Here is a 19191-nt window from a genome sequence, read left to right as displayed (position 1 = left end):
AGGAGGTGAACTGAGTGCCGTACTACACAAAAGAACAAATCCAGCAGGCTCGGCAAATGGATTTACTGACTTACTTACAACGCTATGACCCCGGAGAATTGGTTCATGTGAGCGGTGGAACCTACTGCACAAAAACCCATGACTCGCTGAAAATTTCTAACGGAAAATGGTGCTGGTGGAGCCGTAATATTGGAGGCTCTACTGCCCTGGATTATCTGGTCAAAGTGCGTGGCTACAAACTGCCGGAGGCGGTTGGATTGATCCTCGGTGAGCAGCCGCTGCTTTCTTCCCGGCCTGTATCAAAACCGCCTCCCAAGGCCAGACCTGACTTTCAGCTGCCCGAACAAAATCCCGATACCAGACGAGTGTTTGCTTATCTTCGTGCCAGGGGAATTGACGCTGAAATCATCAATCATTGCATTAAATCTGGCCAACTTTATGAGGACGCCAAACGGCACAACTGCGTATTTGTGGGCTTTGAAAATGGAACAGCCAAATACGCCTCTTTGCGAGGTACATTGTCTCATTCAACCTTTGTTGGAGAGGTAGCCGGGAGCGATAAGCGATATTCGTTTTGTATGCCGCTGCAAGCCAACAACCGGGAGAGTGTGTGCGTTTTTGAAAGCGCCATTGACGCTCTCTCCTATCTGAGTATCCTCAAGCGAAAGGGACAGAACTGGCGAAGCGCCAACTGTCTTTCTCTGTCTGGAATTTATCGTCCCAAGGCCGACGCAGAGTTAAAACTACCGCTGGCATTGGAAACCTATCTCCAGCACAATCCGGGCATTAAAAAAATCATTTTGTGTCTGGACAACGATGAGCGTGGCCGGGAGACGGCGCAGGCACTTCAACAATGCTTGCATGGGTATCGGGTACTGGACAATCCCCCACCCAAGGGAAAGGATTACAACGACTATTTGCAGATTCAAAAAGGAATCGCAGGCCGGGTGAAAACCCGTGGCGGAGAGGAACGGTAGTTTTTTCGGAAAGGTGCCGGGGGAAGGAGCGGCTTTGCCGCTCTTTCCGCAAGCATCGCATTTGGCTAGCCAAACGCAGCTTGTCAGGGGGAATCCCCCCTGAAACCCCCGGCTCAGAAAGGAGGCTTTCATGCGAAACCGTCCTCTCCAGCAAATGGTTCGTCTCAATGAAAACGAGTATTGTCACCTGATTACTTCAGCAAAAATTTCCGGCCTTTCTAGAGAGGCTTATATCCGTAAACTCATTCTTGGAGAAACGGTAAAGGCGAAGCCTCCGCAAGAACTGGCGGAGCTGCTGCGGCTGCTGAAATCGACCAGCGATAACATCAACCAGATTGCCCGTGTGTCCAACGCACGGCACTTTGTGCGCTCCGAGGAGCTTGCGGAGATCTACTCCAAGTTGGATGATATTTGGGGCAAGGTCAAGGAACTGTGATATGGGCGTTACGAAGATTCTTTCCATCAAGCATCAATTATCCGCCCGCCTTAACTATGTGACCAACAGCGAGAAAACTCATCTGGCTACGGACATTGCTTACATCGCCAATCCAGAAAAAACGGAGCAAAATTTCTTTGTCTCCGCTATCAACTGTTTGACTCCAGAATCGGTTTACGATGAAATGATGAACACGAAAATCCGGTTCGGTAAAACAGATGGGGTGCAGGGCTTTCACATTATCCAATCCTTTGCTCCAGGAGAAGTCACCCCGGAGCAAGCCCACAATATCGGCCTGGAGTTTTGCAAGCGGCTTTTGGGCGACCGCTTTGAAGCTGTGATAGGGACACACCTGGATAAAGCACATCTTCATAATCACATCATCGTAAATTCTGTTTCCCTTATAGACGGGAAGAAATATCATTCCTCTTATCAACACTACTTTCAGGAGATCCGCAGGATTTCAGATGAGCTGTGTGCAGAACACCACTTGATGGTAATTGACCCCAAGGGCAAGGGCGAACACTATGCCGTATGGAAGGCTCAGAAGGAGGGAAAACCGACCCTCTCTCAAATGCTTCGAGACGAGATAGATCTGGTGATCCGTGATAGCTTCACTTTCCCCGATTTTCTCAACCTGTTGGAGAAAAAGGGGTACACAGTTTCCCGGAACCCCAACCGCAAATATCTGACTGTTCGCCCACCCGGAGCAAAGCGAAATTTCCGTCTGGATCGGCTGGGCGAAGGGTACACCGTGGAGGACATCAAGCGGCGCATCCAGGAGCAGCAGCGGGCTATTTTGGAAGGCCGTGTTGCGGCCTATCAACCGCTTCCGGTTCGGCGCTATCGTTTCTCCGGCTCCTGGAAAACTGTCCGCAAAAAGAAGATCACCGGCTTTTATGCGCTGTACCTCAGATACGTTTATCTGCTACGCCGGTACAAAAGGCCGATCCGAAAAAGAATCTCTTATGAAATGCGTCGTGAGGTGCTCCGTCTGGAACGCTATCAGGCGCAATTTTTATATCTCCATGAGCATGGCATTTCCACCGTGGAGCAACTTATGGAGCGTCAGGCACAAATCGAGCAGGAGATCCAGCTGCGGACAGAACTCAGGCAACCGCTCTATGCAAAAAGGAGGTGTGAAACCGATGAGAAGATCAAAGAAGAACTCGCCCGTGAGATTGACCGCCAGACCGCCTCCTTACGGCAACTGCGGAAGGAGCGAACGCTCTGCAAACGAATCGAACAGCAGGTTCCCGGTATTCAGCAGAACTTACGGGAGTTCGAGGAAAACAAATCACAAAATCAGAAGGAGGCTGTAAGACATGAGTACCAGCGGAGAAACCGCTGATCTGATGGTACGGGAAGGAATTCAGATTACCGAGAGCGCCCTAAAGCTGGCAGGGCTGGGAGCCAAGAATCTGGCGGCGCTGCTGATTGCCCTTGCCAACGATAACCAGAAGGTTGCCGGTAAAACCACATTGAAGCGGCTGATCCAGGATCGTGAGGAGCTGACCATTTTCTCCATCAACGAGCAGGACTTGGCTGCGTTCAAAAAGGAAAGCACCCAGTACGGCGTCCTGTACTATCCGATCATCAACAAGGCGGAAAAGACCGGCACGGTGGAGATCATGGCAAAGGCCAAGGACGCCCGGCAGATCAATCGCATCCTGGAGCGTATGGGTATTGCTGTTCCCACCCGCCAGGAGGACGAGGCCGCAAAAAAAGAGCCGTCCCGTGTTCCATCCGGCGAAAGATTCAGGGAATACGGGACAGATACGAGAGCAGCTACCGAGACTATGACCAGTGACCCCAAACAGCGCCCCTCCGTGCGCAAAAAAATGGAAGAACTGAAAGCGCAGCAGGCGCAGCGTAAAAAGGGACAGCCCCAGCGTGAAAAGGGCGCTCCCGTTTTTCACCATGCCAAGAACGGCAAAAAAACAAAAGGAGGACTGGAACGATGAAGCGTATCTTTTGTACCTTGTGTGCCATGACGCTGCTGCTCTGCGGCATCATGACCACTGCATTTGCGGCGGCGGCTCCCAGCGAAACGCCGCAGGGGGCGGAAGGCGATAGCACCGCCTCCCCTGCCACCGAGGAGGTGACCGACATGACGATTCCTACGCCTGATCCGGTGCCGCTCTATCCTGCCGAAGTGAGGCAAAGTGAGGAAAATGGGATTACCCGCATTGAGAAGGTCTACTACCTCTCCTCCCAGGACGATCCCTCCGCTATTCCCACCGAGGACTTTGAGCGTGAGGGAAAGGTCTACACGCTGCTGGATGTGCTGAAGCAGGCACAGATCGAGAGCGATACCAAGGACTATACGGAGGTTCTGACCCTGGATTCCGATACCCAGGACATGAACAAGATCCTTGCCATGCTGGAGCCGGAGTTGGAGGTACAGACCGAGGACGGCTATCAGGGTGTTCTCTCCCTGGATCACACCACCATTACCGTGGAGGCCGCAGGCTACAAGAGCAGCAGCCGTACTGTATCGGCCACCCGCACCTATCCCAACCTGTCCGGGGCAGATGTGTCCCTGATTCCCAAGAGCATTACAGACAGTGGCCGGACGCTGACGCTGGCCGATGTGCAGTGGCAGGAGGCCGCAACAACCCAGACCGATGGATATGATATGGCCCTGCGCTATACCGCCACCGCCACCTATACCGGCACAGCCACCAGCAAATACGCCACCGGCTATGTGGTTACGGCAAACTATATGGGAGAAGTCACCAGGGTGAGTACCGATGTGATTACCTATACGGCGGTGTTTTCCAGCGGCGACTCCGCATCTGCCGGTGAGGACACTGATGCCGCTATCGACACCACGCAGTCCGCCCCGTTCTCCTTTGATTGGAAATGGCTGCTGATCCCCCTTGGGTTGGGTGCTCTGGGCTGCGCCGGTTATTTTGGGCAGAAAGGCTACAAACACTACATCAACAAGAAACGGGGGTACGAATGACATGAAGAAACTGCTTGCCACGCTGCTTGCCGCCTGCTGCCTGACGGGGGCCACCATGCTGCCCGCCAGTGCGCTGGAGTATTCCTTTGATGCGCCGGACAATCCGCTCTTTGGCAGGCCCACCTCGGATGACACCATCTATGTGACCACCGGCGCACCGGCCAACACCGACCGCAGCAAGAACGCCGCCTTGATTCCACCTACCTTTGGCTCGCCCACCTCCTACGTTCTGGGCAGCGGCGAGCTGCTGACGCCCAATCTGATCCGGGACGGGCAAATTTATACTGGCCCCGGAAACGGCACCACGGCGGGCCCCGGGACGGTGACTGTCCCCGGAGCTACCGGAACGACCACCATTCCAAACACCTCCACGGTGCCGACCTTACCCAGTGTGGATACCAGCGGCAGCGTAACGGCCTATACGCCGGTGACGGATGCCCTCTATTACAGCGGCGGCTATATCGCCACCTTGTCCATCCCTTCCATCGGCCTGAAGGTCAATGTCAACGAGGGAACGAGCGCCACCGCCCTGGCTACGGGGGCGGGGCATTTTGAGAACACCAGCATCTGGAATGGCAATGTGGCAATCGCAGGCCATAACAGAGGTGTGAATAACCACTTTGGCAAAATCCATACGCTGTCTGGAGGTGATAAAATTACCCTGACCACAAAGCTGGGCACCCGCACCTATGAGGTGTACTCGGTGCAGAAGATCCTCAGCACCCAGGTGTCGGTGCTGGATGCCACCAACGACAACATCATCACCCTCGTCACCTGTGTCATGGATCAGCCCGCTTATCGTTGGTGTGTGCAGGCAAAGATGGTTTGATTTTTTGACAGCCTCTTATATCCTTGCTATGATGTCGGCAGAAATCACTCAGACAAGGAGGCTTTGATGATGAAAAAGAATATCCCCATGTTTCTCGCAGGTCTGTTCTGCGGGGCTGCCCTGTTTGGCGGCAGCGTAGCCTATGCTGCTGGCATCCTTGCAACACCCACCACCGACCTTGACCAGCGGATCACATTGGACGGTCAGGAAATCGAGCTGATTGGCTATGTGATTAACGGCAACAACTACTTCCAACTCCGGGATCTTGGCGACCAGCTGGGATTTGGCGTGAGCTGGGACAACGACACCCGCACCGTGGTGATTACCACAGAGCCTACCGGACAGACTGAGAATCCGGCTAACGTGGCTACCACCGCAGACCCCTATCATGCGGCGGCGGCAACCGGCTCCCGGTATCAGCCCAAAGTAGGCGATCAGATCCTCTGCGATGACGGTTCTACCTACACTATTACAGACGTGAGCCGTTGGGACAAGAATATGTTCCAGGATGGCCCTCTCCCTGAACTGCCCACCGCCACCTGCGATTGGAGCCTCATGCCCCAGGTAGAACTCCCTGCCCCGGAGATTCGCCGGTACAGCAGCGCAGGACAGGACTATCTCTTTGCCCGCAACATCTACGAATCCCGCCGGATGCTGTATACTTTATTTAATGCCATCGGAGACAACCCCGAAACCTGGAAGGATGGGAAGCCGGTTCTCCATCCCAGCGAAAATGCGAAGGTGAAGATTTCCCTCACTATTCCTACGGAAATCACCCCACAGACCTTCTGGCCCTGGAGATCTTCTGAGATTACCAATCTCTTTAATTCCTGCCCTCCCGGAACCTATTACATGGAAGCGTGGGACGTTTATAAAAACGGCGTTTTCCAGCGCACCGAGTATAACATCATGCACCGCATCTAGCCTATATCCATTAAACTTCATATCCACCTAAAAAGACGCCCAATGCGATTGCACCGGGCGTCTTTGCTATTCAAAGGAGGTCATACCATGACACGGAGACTGCTTGCACTGGTACTGTGCATTGCCACCTTGCTGAGCCTCTGTACCGGCTTTGCCTCTGCTGCCAACACTGTGGAGGACGCTCTGGGTGAAGTTGACATCTACAACGGCGGTTACGAGCTGGCCTACCTGTCCATCAACGGGCGGGTACAGTCCCAGAAGTACACTTACTACAATTACATCAACGCAGCTGGCCAGCAGAAGGAGATCCCGGCCTACTGCGTCAACCCCAATCTATATGGAGTTCCGCAGACCGTTGGGGTTGGGGAAAGCATTTCCTATCTGGCCGAAGAAAAGACCAGCGATCCCAAGGTGATGGGTATTATTGCAAACGGCTATCCTACCCGTGGCCTTGCGGAGCTGAGCCTGGAGAACAAGTACCAGGCGTACTATGCCACAAAAATGGCGCTCTGGTGCTATCTGCTCTCCAACTGGAACATCAATAACCTGAAAGTTAATCCCTCCCTGTCTGGAGTTGAGTTGACCCGGGCGCAGAAAATTCTTGCGGCAACAAAGGACATTTACGCCAGGGGCACCAGCTGGACTGAGACACTTTCTCCCAGTGTCACCTGCACCCCGGATCGTGATACCGCATACGCCGTCACCGTAGACGGCAAGCAGTACAAGCAGCAGGTATTTACCTTCTGGAGCAAGACCTGGGTTTGCGATTATACAGTCAATGTGGGTTTCACCGACCCCGCCTCTGTTCCCGAAGGAACCCGTATTGTTGACCTTAACAACCAGGATATTACCACCATTACAACCGAAGGGACTGGCGATGGGTACGCCGGTCAGTTCAAGGTGCTCTACCCGGCAGACAGCATCCAGGGTGAGACTGGCAGCGTCCAGCTCTCCTTCAGCACAAATGTCTACAAGTACGCTGTGTTCTATGCCGTATGCCAAGAGAAGGACACCTATGGCAACTTGCAGAACTATGTAGTAGACACCGACCCCACCGTTACCATGAACCTGTCCGCATACAGCAATTACGCTGATAACCCGGACGATGAACCCGATGAAACTGGACTGCGGATTCTGAAATACGAAACCGGGACGGAGCTGCCTCTTTCCGGCGCACGGTTTGAGGTTATCGGCCCCGATGGTGACAGCATTGGCTCCTTTGTCACTGACAGCAACGGCGAGATCTATATTCCCCTGCTGAAAACCGGCAATTACACCGTCATTGAGCGGGAAGCCCCCAATCATTACCTGATCAGCAAGGAACCCACGCAGAATGTGACAGTGGTATATGATGAGATTGCGGAAGTCACCTACTTCAACGATCCCTATGGCAGTCTGCGCATCGAAAAGAAGTCCAACACGGGTATGAACCTGCCCGGTGCCGTTATCACCATTGAGCATATCGAAAGTGGGCAGACCTACACCACCACCACCAACTCCGCAGGCTGTGCTATTTTCACCGAGATCAAGCCTGGAGCCTACCGTGTTCAGGAAAAGACGGCTCCGGTTGGCTGGAAGCTGGACGATACCATCTACACCACGACGGTAGTTGCCGGTGAAACCACCACGCTGCCTATCATCAATGAGGAACTCCCCGGCCTACGCATTGTCAAGTACGACCGCAAAAACTATCTGGCCATGCCCGGAGTGACCTTCGAGGTATTCCGTGACGAAGTAAGCCTGGGTAAATTCCAAACGGACGCATTTGGTGAAATTCTGCTGACCGATCTGGAACCCGGAACCTACCGGGCCGTTGAGGTGGATACCGGCGATGATGGCTATATCCTGGACACCACCCCCCAGTCGGTGGAACTGAAGGCCGGTGACGGCATCAAAGAGCTGACCTTCTTTAATGATATGAAACCCGGCATGAGGCTCATTAAGGTGGATTCTGCCGATCCGTCCAAGGTGATCCCCAATGCGGTCTTTGAGATCAAGTCGGTGGCGGGTGACTATGGCCCGGAGGAGTTTACCACCGATGAAAACGGCGAGATCGACCTATCCCACCTGCCCGCTGGAGCCTATGTGGTAACGGAGAAGTCCTGCCCCGGCTACATCATCGATGAAGCCCAGCGCATTATCCAGCTTGATCCCAACGAGGACGCCCAGTTCGTCTTTACCAACTCCATCAAGCCGTCCTTCCAGCTGATTAAGCTCAGCGCCGACGGCTCCCGGCTGGCTGGCGTCACCTTCCGCATTGCCAAAATCGAGGATGGAAGCCACTACCTTGACCGTACCACCAATTCCCAGGGCGAGATCCTGATTGCGGATCTGGAGCCGGGTGTCTACTCCGTCAAGGAAACCGCTACGGTGGCCGACCACATCTTAGACCCCACCGAATACCACGTTGAGCTGTTCCCTGGTCAGACCTCTACAATCACCATTCAGAACGACAAGCGGCCTGACCTGACTATCCGCAAGACTGATAAGGACACCGGCGAACCCATCTCCGGCGTCACCTTCACGCTGAACTATGCGGACGGCCCCACCATTACCACCGAACCCACCGGCGAGGACGGCACCGTGACCATCGAGAACCTGCTGCCCGGCGTCTACACCGTCACCGAGCAGAGTGTGCCGGAGGGCTATATCCTGGACACCACGCCCCAGCAGGTGACACTGGAGCCGAACCGGGACGCTACGGTGCAGTTCCAGAACTACAAGCGGCCCACGCTGACCATCCACAAGGTGGACATCAACGGCAACGCCCTGACGGGGGCTATCTTTGAAGTCAAGACCAAGGCGGGCGTGAAGATTGGAGACTTCCCCGTAGGCCCGGACGGTTCTATTACCGTTGAGAATATCCATCTGGATGAGGGTTACTACATCGTCACCGAAATCCAGGCCCCGGACGGCTACATTCTGGACTCCACCCCTCACGAGGTTTATCTGCGGCCCGGTAAAACCACCGAGATCTCCATTGAGAACGAGAAGAAACCGGGCCTGACCATCAAGAAGATTGATTCCGTCACCGGCAATCCTCTGAAGGGGGCAAAGTTTGAGCTTTGGGTAGCCAAGGACAACACCGAGGACGGCACCTATCAGAAACTGGATCAGAACTTCTACTATACCGATGAAAACGGCGAAATCTACCTGGATAAGCTGGACACCGGCTGGTACAAGGTGGTGGAGGTTGATCCGCCCACCGGCTATGCCCTCCGTGACCCCTCCGAGCAGACCATCTACGTAGACAACGACAAGGCTGTGGAGCTGATTTTTGAGAACACGCCCCTCAGTGCCCTGGTGGTCTGGAAGTTCGATTCCGTCACCGGCGAGGCCCTGGAGGGCGCTGTGTTCCAGGTACGCTACCTGGGCGGCACCTCCGGCACCGGCGGCACCGTGATCGGCACCTATAAGACCAGCGCCAACGGCAGCTTTACCGTCACCGGCCTGGAGGCGGGCACTTATGTCGTGGAGGAGATGGCCAGTCCCAATGGCCATGTCATCGACACCGCACCCCAGACCGTGTTTATCTCCGGCAAGGAGCAGGATGTGGTGCAGCTGTACTTCGGCAACTCTCCCAAAGGAAGCCTGCTGATTAAGAAGATCGACAGCGAAACCCATGAGCCGCTCAGTGATGTGGAGTTCATGATCACTACCGCCGACGGAACTGTGGTAGGCGACGCCAACGGCAAATTTGTCACCGACAGCGCCGGTACGATTTTGGTTGAGGGTATCGACCCCGGCACCACCCTGGTGGTCAAGGAAACCAGAGCCAAGACCGGCTATGAGCTGGACGATACTCCCCAGACCGCCACGATCAAGGCGGGACAGACCGTCACCCTCGAATTCCGCAATGCGCCCCAGGGCTGTCTCCTCATTACCAAGGTGGACAGCGTGACCCGCAAGCCCCTGTCCGGTGTCCAGTTCAAGATCGCCGGGTGCAACGGCTGCGAGTATCCCGCAGGCACTTATACCACCGATGCCAACGGCCAGATCAAGCTGAGCCACATTCCCTCCGGCTGCTACTCCATTACGGAAACCAAGGCCGCAGCGGGCTATCTGCTTAACGGTACCGCCCAGACCGTCAAGGTGGAGAGCGGCAGTTGCAAGGAAGTCACCATCGCCAATGAGCCGCTGGGTGGACTGGTCATCAAGAAGATGGACAGCGTAACCAAAGAACCCCTCAGCGAGGTAATCTTCAAAGTGACCACCACGGACGGGGCCGTAGTCGGTACGTCCAACGGCGAGTTCCGCACCGATGAAAACGGTTATATCACCATCCCTGACCTGGAACCGGGCGGCTATGTGGTTCAGGAGGTCAAGGCCAAGGATGGCTACCTGCTGGACAACACCCCCAAGACCATTGAGATCAAGGATCATCAGACCTACACCCTGGAGTTCTTCAACCAGCCCAAGGGCAATCTTATCATTAACAAGCTGGATTCTGTCACCAAGGCTCCCCTGGAGGGCGTGGAGTTTGAGCTGACCTATTCCGACGGCTCCTATGTGGACGCAGAGGGCGGCACCCTGTCCAGCAAGGGCCTTTATACCACCGATGAAAACGGCCAGATCATCCTGTCCGGGCTGACCGGCACCATCGTGGTGACGGAAACCAAGACCATTGAGGGCTATACCATCCACGAAGAAACCCGTACCCAGACGGTGGTTATCAATCCCAACGACACCCAGGAGCTGACCTTCTACAACGACCCTGTGGGCGGCGTGGAGATCATCAAGGTTGACGAAGCGGATAAAACGGAGCGGCTGGCCAATGCCACTTTTGAAATCCGCCAGATGAATGACGCCCTGGTGGATACCGTGACCACCGACAAGTATGGCCGGGTGTTCCTGGCCCTGGAGGACGGGGCCTATTATGCGGTGGAGATCGAGGCCCCGGAGGGCTATAAGCTGGATGATACCCCCCACTACTTCGAGGTGGTGGACGGCAAGACCAGTAAGCTGACCGTGACCAACAAAGCCTTCTCCGGCATCCTCATTCACAAGACCGACAGCAGCACCGGCAAGGGCATCTACGGCGTGACCTTCCTGCTGTATGACGCCAACAATAACCCTGTGGGCCAGTACACCAGCGACAACCAGGGCTACGTCTACATTGAGAACATCGAAACCGGGCGCTACTATCTCCGTGAGCTGGAGAACGAGGGGTACATCCTAGACACCCAGCGCAAGACCGTCTATGTAAAGTCCGGCGAGACAACCTTGGTGGAGTGGGAGAACACCCCCATCATGGGGCAGATCCAGATCATCAAGAAGTCTGCGGACGATAACCCCATCAACGCCCTGCCCGCCGGGACGCTGCTGGAAGGGGCTGTGTTTGAGGTCTACGACAAGGCGGGCAATGTGGTGGACACCATTGTGTCCGACTACAATGGCAGAGCGGTATCCAAGCTCCTGCCCCTGGGCCGCTATACCATCCGTGAGGTACAGGCCCCCAACTATTACTCCATCAATCCCACCGTCCTGACCGCATACTTGGATTATGAGGGCCAGATCGTGACCTTCGAGGTGGAGGACAACAGCGTGTCCACCGGCGTATCCATCAAAAAGACCGGCTATGCCGAGGTCATGCCCAACCAGCCCATCCGGTACACCATCACCGGCATCGGAAACACCTCTACCGTACCGCTGTCCTCCTTCTACTGGAGAGACACGCTGCCCGGTCAGGTGCAGCTTTCCAAGGTGGTCACCGGTACCTACAACCAGCAGCTCTCCTATAAGATCGTCTATAAGACCAATCTGAAAGACAGCTATCAGACCCTGGCAGACAGCCTTTCCACCACCAAGAACTATGTGCTGGAAGCCAGCCCTGCGGCCCTGGGCCTTGCCTCCAACGAGCGTGTCACTGAGATCATGTTCGTGTTCGGCACCGTCAAGGGCGGCTTTGGTCAGGTGGAAACCGCCTATATCCACGGCAATGTGGTGAATGGCCTTGCCAATGGCTCCAGCATTGTCAATGTGGCCGATGTGGGCGGCGTCTACAATGGTCAGTGGATTCAGACCGTGAGCCGCTGGGTGACCAAGGTTTACGCCAAGACCATTACGACCCTGCCCAAAACCGGGTATTAAGCCGTGAAGCGCAATCAGAATTTTCGCAGTGCCGCCCCTTTGTGGGCGGCACTGTCTGTTCTGGTGATTTGGGCCGCTCTGCTGATTGCCACCGCCTACGAGGACGGTATGAACCTATTTACCCTGATGGAGCGCATATCCGGGCAGTTTGCCCATCCGTTCTCCATCCAGTGGAAACCCCACTCCATGAAGGTTGTGTTGATCTGTCTGGTGTGTTACTGCTGCGGAATCGGCTTGTATTACACCTCCAGGGAGAATCGCAGGCCCGGAGAGGAGTATGGCTCAGCCAAATGGGGCGACCCCAAGGCCCTCTGCAAGAAGTACATGGATGCTAAAAATCCGCTGTCCAACGTGATCCTGACCAGGAACGTATCTATCAGCTTCAACAGCTACAAGCACCGGCGCAACCTCAACATCGTTGTGGTGGGCGGCTCCGGCTCCGGCAAGACTCGCTTTGTGGCCAAGCCGTGGCTTTACAGCGCAAACTGCTCCTACATCGTCACAGATCCCAAGGGGGAGCTGCTGCGGGCTTCCGGCAATCTGCTCAAAGAGATGGGATATGAGATCGTGGTGTTCAACCTGATCGACCCCAGCCAATCGGATGGCTATAACCCCTTCGCCTATATCCGCAACGAGGCCGACGTGCTAAAGCTGATGGACAATCTGATCCGCAATACCACACCCAAGAACGCAAATAACTCTGACCCATTTTGGGAAAAAGCGGAAATTGCACTGGATTCCGCTCTTATGCTCTATCTGCTCCATGAGGCTCCGCCTTATGAGCAAAACCTTGAAATGATTACCTACCTGCTGACCTGTGCGCAGGTGCGAGAGGAGGATGAACAGTACCAAAGCCCACTGGATCAACTGTTCCTGGAGCTGGAATATGAGAAACCAGACCACATAGCAGTCCACCAGTACAAGATTTTTAAGCAGGCGGCTGGCAAAACGGCAAAGACCATCCTGGTGTCGGCGGCTGTGCGTCTGGCGGCATTGGCCATGCCGCAGTTTGCCGCCATGACCTTCCGGGACGATATGGACTTCGGCTCTCTTGGAGAACGCAAGAGGGCCATTTTTTGTGTCATTCCTGTGGCGGACGGCAGCATGAACTACCTTGTGGGTATGCTCTACACCCAATGCTTTCAGGAACTGTACCGGGTAGCGGACGAGAAGTACAATGGCAAACTGCCCATCCCCGTGCGTGTCATCCAGGATGAATGGGCAAATGTAGCCCAGCCGGACAGCTACCCGAAAATTCTTGCAACGTGCCGCAGCTATAACGTGAGCCTAAACATCATTGTCCAAAATATCGCTCAGATCAAAAATATCTACGAAAAGGAATGGGAGAGTATCATCGGCAACTGTGATACCCTCCTGTTTTTGGGTGGCGGCAATGAGCCGACCTCTCTGGAGTTTATGAGCAAGCTGCTGGGCAAGGAAACGTTGGACACCCGTACCCGTGGCCTGACCCGCGGGCACAGCGGCTCCAGCTCCACCAACTACCAGCAGGCGGGCCGTGAACTGATGATGCAGGAGGAAATTCGCTTAATGGATACCGACGATTCTATTCTGCTGATCCGGGGCGAGCGGCCTGTCCTGGATAAAAAATACGACCTCATAAAGCACCCCAATATTAAGCTGACGGAGGACGGCGGCGCAGCGCCCTATGTCCATAAGAGCCTGCCCACCAAATTTGAGGTATCCGATCTGCCCTACGATTTTCGTTCTCTGGACGATTATCAATTTGATACAATGGAGGAATTTGACCATGAAAATCCTGATGAAGATGAAGAAGAATGAGCAGCCCAACACGCTGTGCCGCCGTGTCAGACGGCGCTACTTCGCAGGGGCCCTTACGGTTCTGGCCTTTACGCTCTGCACGGTGCCCGCTATGGCTGCTGGTTCTGATCCGTTGACTATCGTCAACAGCCTTTCCGACTTCATTTTCAATATCATCAAAGCCATCGGCGTCATCATCCTGGGCTGGGGCGTTGTCCAGGTTGGCATGAGCATACAGTCCCATGATGCCAGCCAGCGCACCCAGGGCTTCCTTTGCCTGTTCGGTGGGCTGATGATTGCCTTCGCCAAGGAGATCCTGACCACCATCGGCGCTATCTGAGAAAAGAAGCAGCCGGTCTGCCATCGCTGACAGACCGGCTGCGCTTAAATATGCTCCGGGATATTCCGACGATTGTAGAGGATGCGGCGCACCTCCATTATATCTCCGATCACAACGTAAAAAATGACATAGTTTTTCACGTAGATCCGGTAGTACGGATATTGCCGCTCCTTTGCCGAGTGATACGGCTCAAACGCTTCCGCACAGGTGGTGCGCTCTCGAATGGCCTCCTGAACGGCATCCACTAACTGGTCAGCCGCTATGGGGTTCTTCAAACGATATGCAATATAGTCCACAATGCCTGCTAGGTCATCTTCAAATAATGGCAAAAACCGCAGCTTATAGTGCTTTCCGTTCATGGAGCCGACTCCTCACTCTGCCAAACACTTCTTCTTCCGTATAGCGGACACTGTCTGCCGCCGCAGCCCGGTCAGCTTCGTCCAGGCGCAGCTCCACTTCATCCGTCAATGCGGCATATTGCTCCAGGCTGAGCACCACCATGGAACCGTAGCCATTTTTGGTCAGGTAAACCGGCTGACCGCTCTTGACCGTTTCCTCAATCTCGCTGAATTTGTTGCGCAGATCGGAAACCGGGCGAATATCCAGCATAGAAAAGCCCCCTTTCTGACATGGCTATATTTTATCACAATTACGCCACATTATCAAGGCGGCAGATAATCTAACCATATCCAAAACTCTATCACCTGGAGGTGAATCAATTTGGACAACAACTGGGTTGTAGACAACCTTCAAAACGCATTTACCACATGGAACACCAAAATGGAGGAAATGTGGGGCCTGCTGACCCAGTCGCCGGAAACCTTCAAGGGCGGCACGATCTGGAGCACTATCGTCACCATCAATGGCGGTATGCAGGCCATCGGTTATGGCCTTCTGGTACTGTTCTTTGCTATCAGCCTTTTTCGGAGTGCTGCCAGCTTCCGGGACTTCCAACGACCGGAATATGTGGTGCGCCACCTGATCCAATTTGTGTTGGCGAAGGTGGCCATTACCTACGGACTGGATTTTCTGACGAAAATCTTTGCGGTATGCAATGGCATTGTGGCAACCGCAGCGGGCAGTATCGGCGGTGCCGATGGAGCATCTATTACCATGCCAACGGAAATGATAGATGCCATCAACAGCCTGGGTTTCCTGGAGAGCATCCCTCTGTGGCTGGTCACATTGCTGGGCAGCTTGTTTATCACTGTATTGGCATTTATTATGATCCTCACGGTCTATGGCCGATTTTTCAAGCTCTATATGTATGCGGCTCTTTCGCCCATTGCTCTATCTTCCTTTGCGGGAGAAAGCACTTCCTTTATCGGCAAGTCCTTTCTCAAAAGCTATATCGGTGTCTGCATGGAGGGGGCCGTGGTGGTGCTGGCCTGCATTATCTTTACGGCCTATGTTTCCAGCGGAACACCCGTCATTGACGCAGAAACATCCGTTATCACTCAGGTCTGGAGCTATCTGGGCGAAACGATTTTCAACCTTTTGGTGCTGGTTGGGCTTGTAAAAGCCGCCGACCGCATTGCCAAAGAAATGTTTGGAGTGTGATCTATGGAAATCAAAATCAACAAGGAAATCCTGACCTATCAGGAAACTATCTTCTTCGGCCTGACCATGCGGCAGTTTTTCTGCTCCGTCCTGTCGGTTGGAACCGCTCTGGGGCTGTATGCTTTACTTAGCAGATTCATGGGCCGGGAATCGGTGAGCTGGATCTGTATTCTGGGAGCCGCTCCTTTTGCGGTGGCTGGCTTTTTCCAGTATAACGGCATGAAGCTGGAGAAATTCGCCTGGGTGTGGTTCAAGTCCTGCTTTCTGCTGTCCAATCACCGTGTTTGGAAATCACAAAACCGCTTTATCCCTGAAACCAAGCGACAGGAGGGAAAAAGGAAATGATTAAGCCCTTTAAGGGGAAGAACCCCAATCTCGAAAAGTTTTTTATCCCCCGCAGCGTCCAGCAGTCAATCCCCATCAAAAAAGTGCATAAGGATGGTGTCTTTGAAGTCGCCGGTCTTTACTCCAAGACCTGGAGATTTTTTGATGTCAATTATGCGGTAGCTGGGCCGGAAAAGAAGGAGGCGCTGTTCCTCAGCTACTGCGCTTTCCTCAACTCCCTGCCGGTGCGGGCGCTGGTGAAGATCACCCTGTTTAACCGCACCATGAACCAGCAGGAGTTTAGCCGCAACCTGCTGATGCAGATGGCTGGCGACGGCAAGGATCGTTACCGGGTGGAATACAATGACATTCTGACAGAAAATGCGGCAAACAGCAACAATCTCACCCAGGAGAAGTACATCACCATCTCTGTGGAGCGGAAAAACATTGAGGAGGCCCGTGCCTTCTTTAATCGTGTGGGCACAGAATTGAGCACCTACCTGTCTCGCATGGATGTTATGGTGCGAGATACCAACGTGGTGGAGCGTATGCGGCTGTTCCATGACTTCTTCCGTCCCAATGACCCGGACTTTTACTTCGATCTCAACCGCATCGCTCACAGGGGTAATGACTTCCGGGACGCCATTGCCCCGGACTGCATGACTTTCTATAAAGACCACTATGAGATTGGAGATCAGGTGGGCCGTGTCCTGTTTCTCCGGGATTATGCCAGTTTCATTAAGGATGAGATGATTACGGAGCTGAGTGACCTGCCCCGGAACATGATGATCTCCATCAACCTTCTGCCCATTCCCACCGATGAAGTGGTGAAGGAGATCCAGCGGCGGATTATGGCCATTGAATCGGACGTAGGCCGCTTTACCCAGCGGCAGAATTCCCTCAACAATTTCAACGCCACCATCCCGTACCACCTGGAGCAAAGCCGCCTCCAGACCCGTGAACTGATGGACGATGTAACCACCCGTGACCAGGGCCTGATGCTGGGACAGGTGACCATCACCCATCTGGCCGACACGCTGGAGCAGCTGGATCAGGACACCGAAACTCTGGTTTCTATTGGCCAGGGCCGTGGTTGTCAGATCTCCACCCTCAAATACCAGCAGGAGGACGGACTTAACACTGTCCTGCCCTACGGCCTCCAGCGGGTGGACGCTATGCGTAGCCTGACCACCGAAAGTACCGCCGTCCTCATGCCTTTCAAGGCCCAGGAGATCCAGGATAAGGGCGGCGTTTACTATGGTGTCAATGCCGTGTCCCACAACCTCATTATCTGCAACCGGGCCAACCTACTCAACGGCAACGGCTTTATCCTGGGTGTCTCTGGCTCCGGTAAGTCCATGGCAGCAAAGCAGGAGCTGACCTCCCTGATGCTTGGCACAGACCACGACATCATTGTGGTTGACCCGGAGCGAGAGTACGGCCCTCTTGTTCGGGCGCTGGGAGGTGAGGTCATCACCATCTCGGCCTCCAGCGACCAGTGCAGTTACATCAACGCCCTGGACTTGTCGGCGGAATATGGTGACGGCAAGAATCCCCTGGTACTGAAAAGCGAGTTCATCATGTCTCTATGTGAGCAGCTGATGGGCAATCAGGAAATTGGGGCCAAAGAAAAATCCATTATCGACCGCTGTACGGCCAATATCTACCGGGAATACATCAAGGACTTTAAGGGGGAGCCTCCCACTTTGAAGGACTTGCACCGTGATCTGATGATGCAGAAAGAGCCTGCCGCCCACGACATTGCCCTGGCCTTGGAGCTGTTTACCACCGGCACCCTCAATGTGTTCTCTCATCAGACCAATATCAACTCCAATAACCGGCTGCTTTGCTTTGACATTCAGGATTTGGGCGAGAACCTCAAGCCCGTGGGCCTGTTGGTCATGCTGGACGCCATTTTCAACCGTGTCATCCGTAACCGGCAGCAGGGCCGGTACACTCACGTCTATATCGACGAGATTTATCTGTTCTTTTCCAGCGGCTCTGGGAGGGGCCAGAGCAGTATCAACCAGTACAGCGGTGAATTCCTCTATAAGTGTTGGAAACGGTTCAGGAAGTATGGTGCGATGCTGACCGGGATCACTCAGAACGTGGAGGAGTGTCTGCGATCCGAAACGGCAAAACTCATGTTTGCAAACAGTGAATTCCTCCTCATGTTCAACCAGGCGGCTACGGATCGGATGGAGTTGGCCAAACTGCTGGGCACCTCGGATACACAGATGGATCATGTCAATAATGCTCCCGCCGGTCACGGTCTGATCAAAGTCGGCGGGGCCATCGTCCCCTTTGTCAACGACTTTCCCAAGGATACGGAACTGTACCGCTTGATGAGCACTCGTCCGGGCGAGGGATAAGCCATGGCTGATATTAAGAAAAAAGGCTCCATGGATAAGCCGAAAGTGAAAACTTCCGGCTTTGTTCCCAAAGAAGCCAAGTCCATCATCAAGGAGAAGTACCAGGAGCAGCAAGAACGCAACGCACCGGGCCAGAAAGACCCGGTGCGTTATGCTACCGATCATGTGGAGGGCGGCGGAAAGCGGGTGGCAAGAACCGCAGGTGACGCCCTCAAGCAAAAGGTAAAAAAAGAGTTTGTTCGACGTCGCCGGAAGAAAGTGACACAGGATAAGAACACTGTGTCAGAACAGCCTCAGACAAGCAGTTCTCAACCTCCAAACACCCCCGGCGAAGTGTTGGAAACAAACACTGACACCCCTTTGGATTCAAACCATTTCGACAGCTATGGAAGGGCCGAATCGCCCACAAAATACTATCGGCATGACTTGTCCACAACTTCCACCGATTTTTCCACAACTAATAGTGCTCGACTAAATGGCGACACACAAAATATAGGAGGAAGGCAAAAGGAACTCGGACGCAAAAAAGCCATCAAGGATGCTCAGCGGTCAAAGGCAAAGAAAGCGGAGCAGATTAAATTTAGTACGAGAG

Annotated in this window: 15 protein-coding genes; 13 read left to right on the top strand and 2 right to left on the bottom strand. The window is 54.1% G+C overall.

All coding sequences use genetic code 11. The features are described from left to right. Positions 1–14 precede the first annotated feature (14 nt). The 10 genes from B5E43_RS02760 to B5E43_RS02715 all read left to right on the top strand — a co-directional run bounded on the left by B5E43_RS02760 (position 15) and on the right by B5E43_RS02715 (position 14343). Positions 15–977 (top strand): DUF3991 and TOPRIM domain-containing protein, encoded by a 963-nt coding sequence (locus B5E43_RS02760; protein WP_087393400.1) that lies wholly within the window; start codon positions 15–17, stop codon positions 975–977. A 130-nt stretch (positions 978–1107) separates the two neighbouring features. Next, positions 1108–1413 (top strand): plasmid mobilization relaxosome protein MobC, encoded by a 306-nt coding sequence (locus B5E43_RS02755; protein WP_087393398.1) that lies wholly within the window; start codon positions 1108–1110, stop codon positions 1411–1413. A 1-nt stretch (position 1414) separates the two neighbouring features. Beyond that, a complete protein-coding gene (locus tag B5E43_RS02750) occupies positions 1415–2764 on the top strand; it encodes a relaxase/mobilization nuclease domain-containing protein (protein ID WP_158098942.1) in 1350 nt (449 codons plus the stop codon). After that, a complete protein-coding gene (locus tag B5E43_RS02745; protein WP_087393394.1) occupies positions 2739–3377 on the top strand; it encodes a PcfB family protein in 639 nt (212 codons plus the stop codon). The genes B5E43_RS02750 and B5E43_RS02745 overlap by 26 nt, the downstream gene beginning before the upstream one ends. Next, a complete protein-coding gene (locus B5E43_RS02740) occupies positions 3374–4381 on the top strand; it encodes a hypothetical protein (RefSeq protein ID WP_087393391.1) in 1008 nt (335 codons plus the stop codon). Before B5E43_RS02745 ends, B5E43_RS02740 begins: the two co-directional genes overlap by 4 nt. A gap of 1 nt (position 4382) precedes the next feature. Next, positions 4383–5210: a class D sortase gene (locus B5E43_RS02735; RefSeq protein WP_087393389.1), complete on the top strand. Its 828-nt coding sequence runs from the start codon at positions 4383–4385 to the stop codon at positions 5208–5210. A 69-nt stretch (positions 5211–5279) separates the two neighbouring features. Continuing rightward, the gene (locus tag B5E43_RS02730; protein ID WP_087393387.1) at positions 5280–6134 is read left to right on the top strand and encodes a hypothetical protein; all 855 of its coding nucleotides are present in this window, start codon (positions 5280–5282) and stop codon (positions 6132–6134) included. A gap of 87 nt (positions 6135–6221) precedes the next feature. Beyond that, positions 6222–12224, top strand: coding sequence for a SpaA isopeptide-forming pilin-related protein (locus B5E43_RS02725; RefSeq protein WP_087393385.1), 6003 nt, complete (start codon positions 6222–6224; stop codon positions 12222–12224). 3 nt (positions 12225–12227) lie between these two features. Next, on the top strand, positions 12228–14024 hold the full coding sequence (locus tag B5E43_RS02720) for a type IV secretory system conjugative DNA transfer family protein (protein ID WP_242964679.1): 1797 nt from the start codon (positions 12228–12230) through the stop codon (positions 14022–14024). Then, positions 13993–14343, top strand: a complete 351-nt coding sequence (locus B5E43_RS02715; protein ID WP_087393383.1) for a TrbC/VirB2 family protein — start codon at positions 13993–13995, stop codon at positions 14341–14343. Before B5E43_RS02720 ends, B5E43_RS02715 begins: the two co-directional genes overlap by 32 nt. Before the next feature lie 44 nt (positions 14344–14387). Here B5E43_RS02715 and B5E43_RS02710 read toward each other — a convergent pair whose 3' ends face one another. Both B5E43_RS02710 and B5E43_RS02705 read right to left on the bottom strand, forming a co-directional pair. Continuing rightward, a complete protein-coding gene (locus B5E43_RS02710; protein ID WP_087393380.1) occupies positions 14388–14702 on the bottom strand; it encodes a type II toxin-antitoxin system RelE/ParE family toxin in 315 nt (104 codons plus the stop codon). Further along, a complete protein-coding gene (locus tag B5E43_RS02705) occupies positions 14683–14952 on the bottom strand; it encodes a type II toxin-antitoxin system Phd/YefM family antitoxin (protein WP_087266575.1) in 270 nt (89 codons plus the stop codon). The genes B5E43_RS02710 and B5E43_RS02705 overlap by 20 nt, the downstream gene beginning before the upstream one ends. A gap of 111 nt (positions 14953–15063) precedes the next feature. Here B5E43_RS02705 and B5E43_RS02700 point away from each other — a divergent pair, with 111 nt between their 5' ends. From B5E43_RS02700 to B5E43_RS02690, 3 genes are read left to right on the top strand one after another with little or no spacing between them, the layout of a single operon-like run. Beyond that, entirely contained in the window at positions 15064–15903 is an 840-nt protein-coding gene (locus B5E43_RS02700; protein ID WP_087393378.1) for a hypothetical protein, read from the top strand. Between the two features lie 3 nt (positions 15904–15906). Continuing rightward, a complete protein-coding gene (locus tag B5E43_RS02695; RefSeq protein ID WP_087393376.1) occupies positions 15907–16248 on the top strand; it encodes a PrgI family protein in 342 nt (113 codons plus the stop codon). Continuing rightward, entirely contained in the window at positions 16245–18599 is a 2355-nt protein-coding gene (locus B5E43_RS02690) for a DUF87 domain-containing protein (RefSeq protein WP_087393374.1), read from the top strand. The genes B5E43_RS02695 and B5E43_RS02690 overlap by 4 nt, the downstream gene beginning before the upstream one ends. Positions 18600–19191 lie beyond the last annotated feature (592 nt).

Origin of the sequence: Flavonifractor sp. An100, assembly GCF_002161175.1 — a bacterium.
Lineage (GTDB): Bacteria > Bacillota > Clostridia > Oscillospirales > Oscillospiraceae > Lawsonibacter.
Note: the sequence above shows the minus strand (reverse complement) of the source record. Positions and strands in the feature narration are given on the sequence as shown.

Excerpts from the sequence above, each read along its gene's own strand:
- B5E43_RS02755 (WP_087393398.1), top strand. The coding sequence starts at position 1,108 with ATGCGAAACCGTCCTCTCCAGCAAATGGTTCGTCTCAATGAAAACGAG.
- B5E43_RS02750 (WP_158098942.1), top strand. The coding sequence starts at position 1,415 with ATGGGCGTTACGAAGATTCTTTCCATCAAGCATCAATTATCCGCCCGC.
- B5E43_RS02745 (WP_087393394.1), top strand. The coding sequence starts at position 2,739 with ATGAGTACCAGCGGAGAAACCGCTGATCTGATGGTACGGGAAGGAATT.
- B5E43_RS02740 (WP_087393391.1), top strand. The coding sequence starts at position 3,374 with ATGAAGCGTATCTTTTGTACCTTGTGTGCCATGACGCTGCTGCTCTGC.
- B5E43_RS02735 (WP_087393389.1), top strand. The coding sequence starts at position 4,383 with ATGAAGAAACTGCTTGCCACGCTGCTTGCCGCCTGCTGCCTGACGGGG.
- B5E43_RS02730 (WP_087393387.1), top strand. The coding sequence starts at position 5,280 with ATGAAAAAGAATATCCCCATGTTTCTCGCAGGTCTGTTCTGCGGGGCT.
- B5E43_RS02725 (WP_087393385.1), top strand. The coding sequence starts at position 6,222 with ATGACACGGAGACTGCTTGCACTGGTACTGTGCATTGCCACCTTGCTG.
- B5E43_RS02715 (WP_087393383.1), top strand. The coding sequence starts at position 13,993 with ATGAAAATCCTGATGAAGATGAAGAAGAATGAGCAGCCCAACACGCTG.
- B5E43_RS02710 (WP_087393380.1), bottom strand. The coding sequence starts at position 14,702 with ATGAACGGAAAGCACTATAAGCTGCGGTTTTTGCCATTATTTGAAGAT.
- B5E43_RS02705 (WP_087266575.1), bottom strand. The coding sequence starts at position 14,952 with ATGCTGGATATTCGCCCGGTTTCCGATCTGCGCAACAAATTCAGCGAG.
- B5E43_RS02695 (WP_087393376.1), top strand. The coding sequence starts at position 15,907 with ATGGAAATCAAAATCAACAAGGAAATCCTGACCTATCAGGAAACTATC.
- B5E43_RS02690 (WP_087393374.1), top strand. The coding sequence starts at position 16,245 with ATGATTAAGCCCTTTAAGGGGAAGAACCCCAATCTCGAAAAGTTTTTT.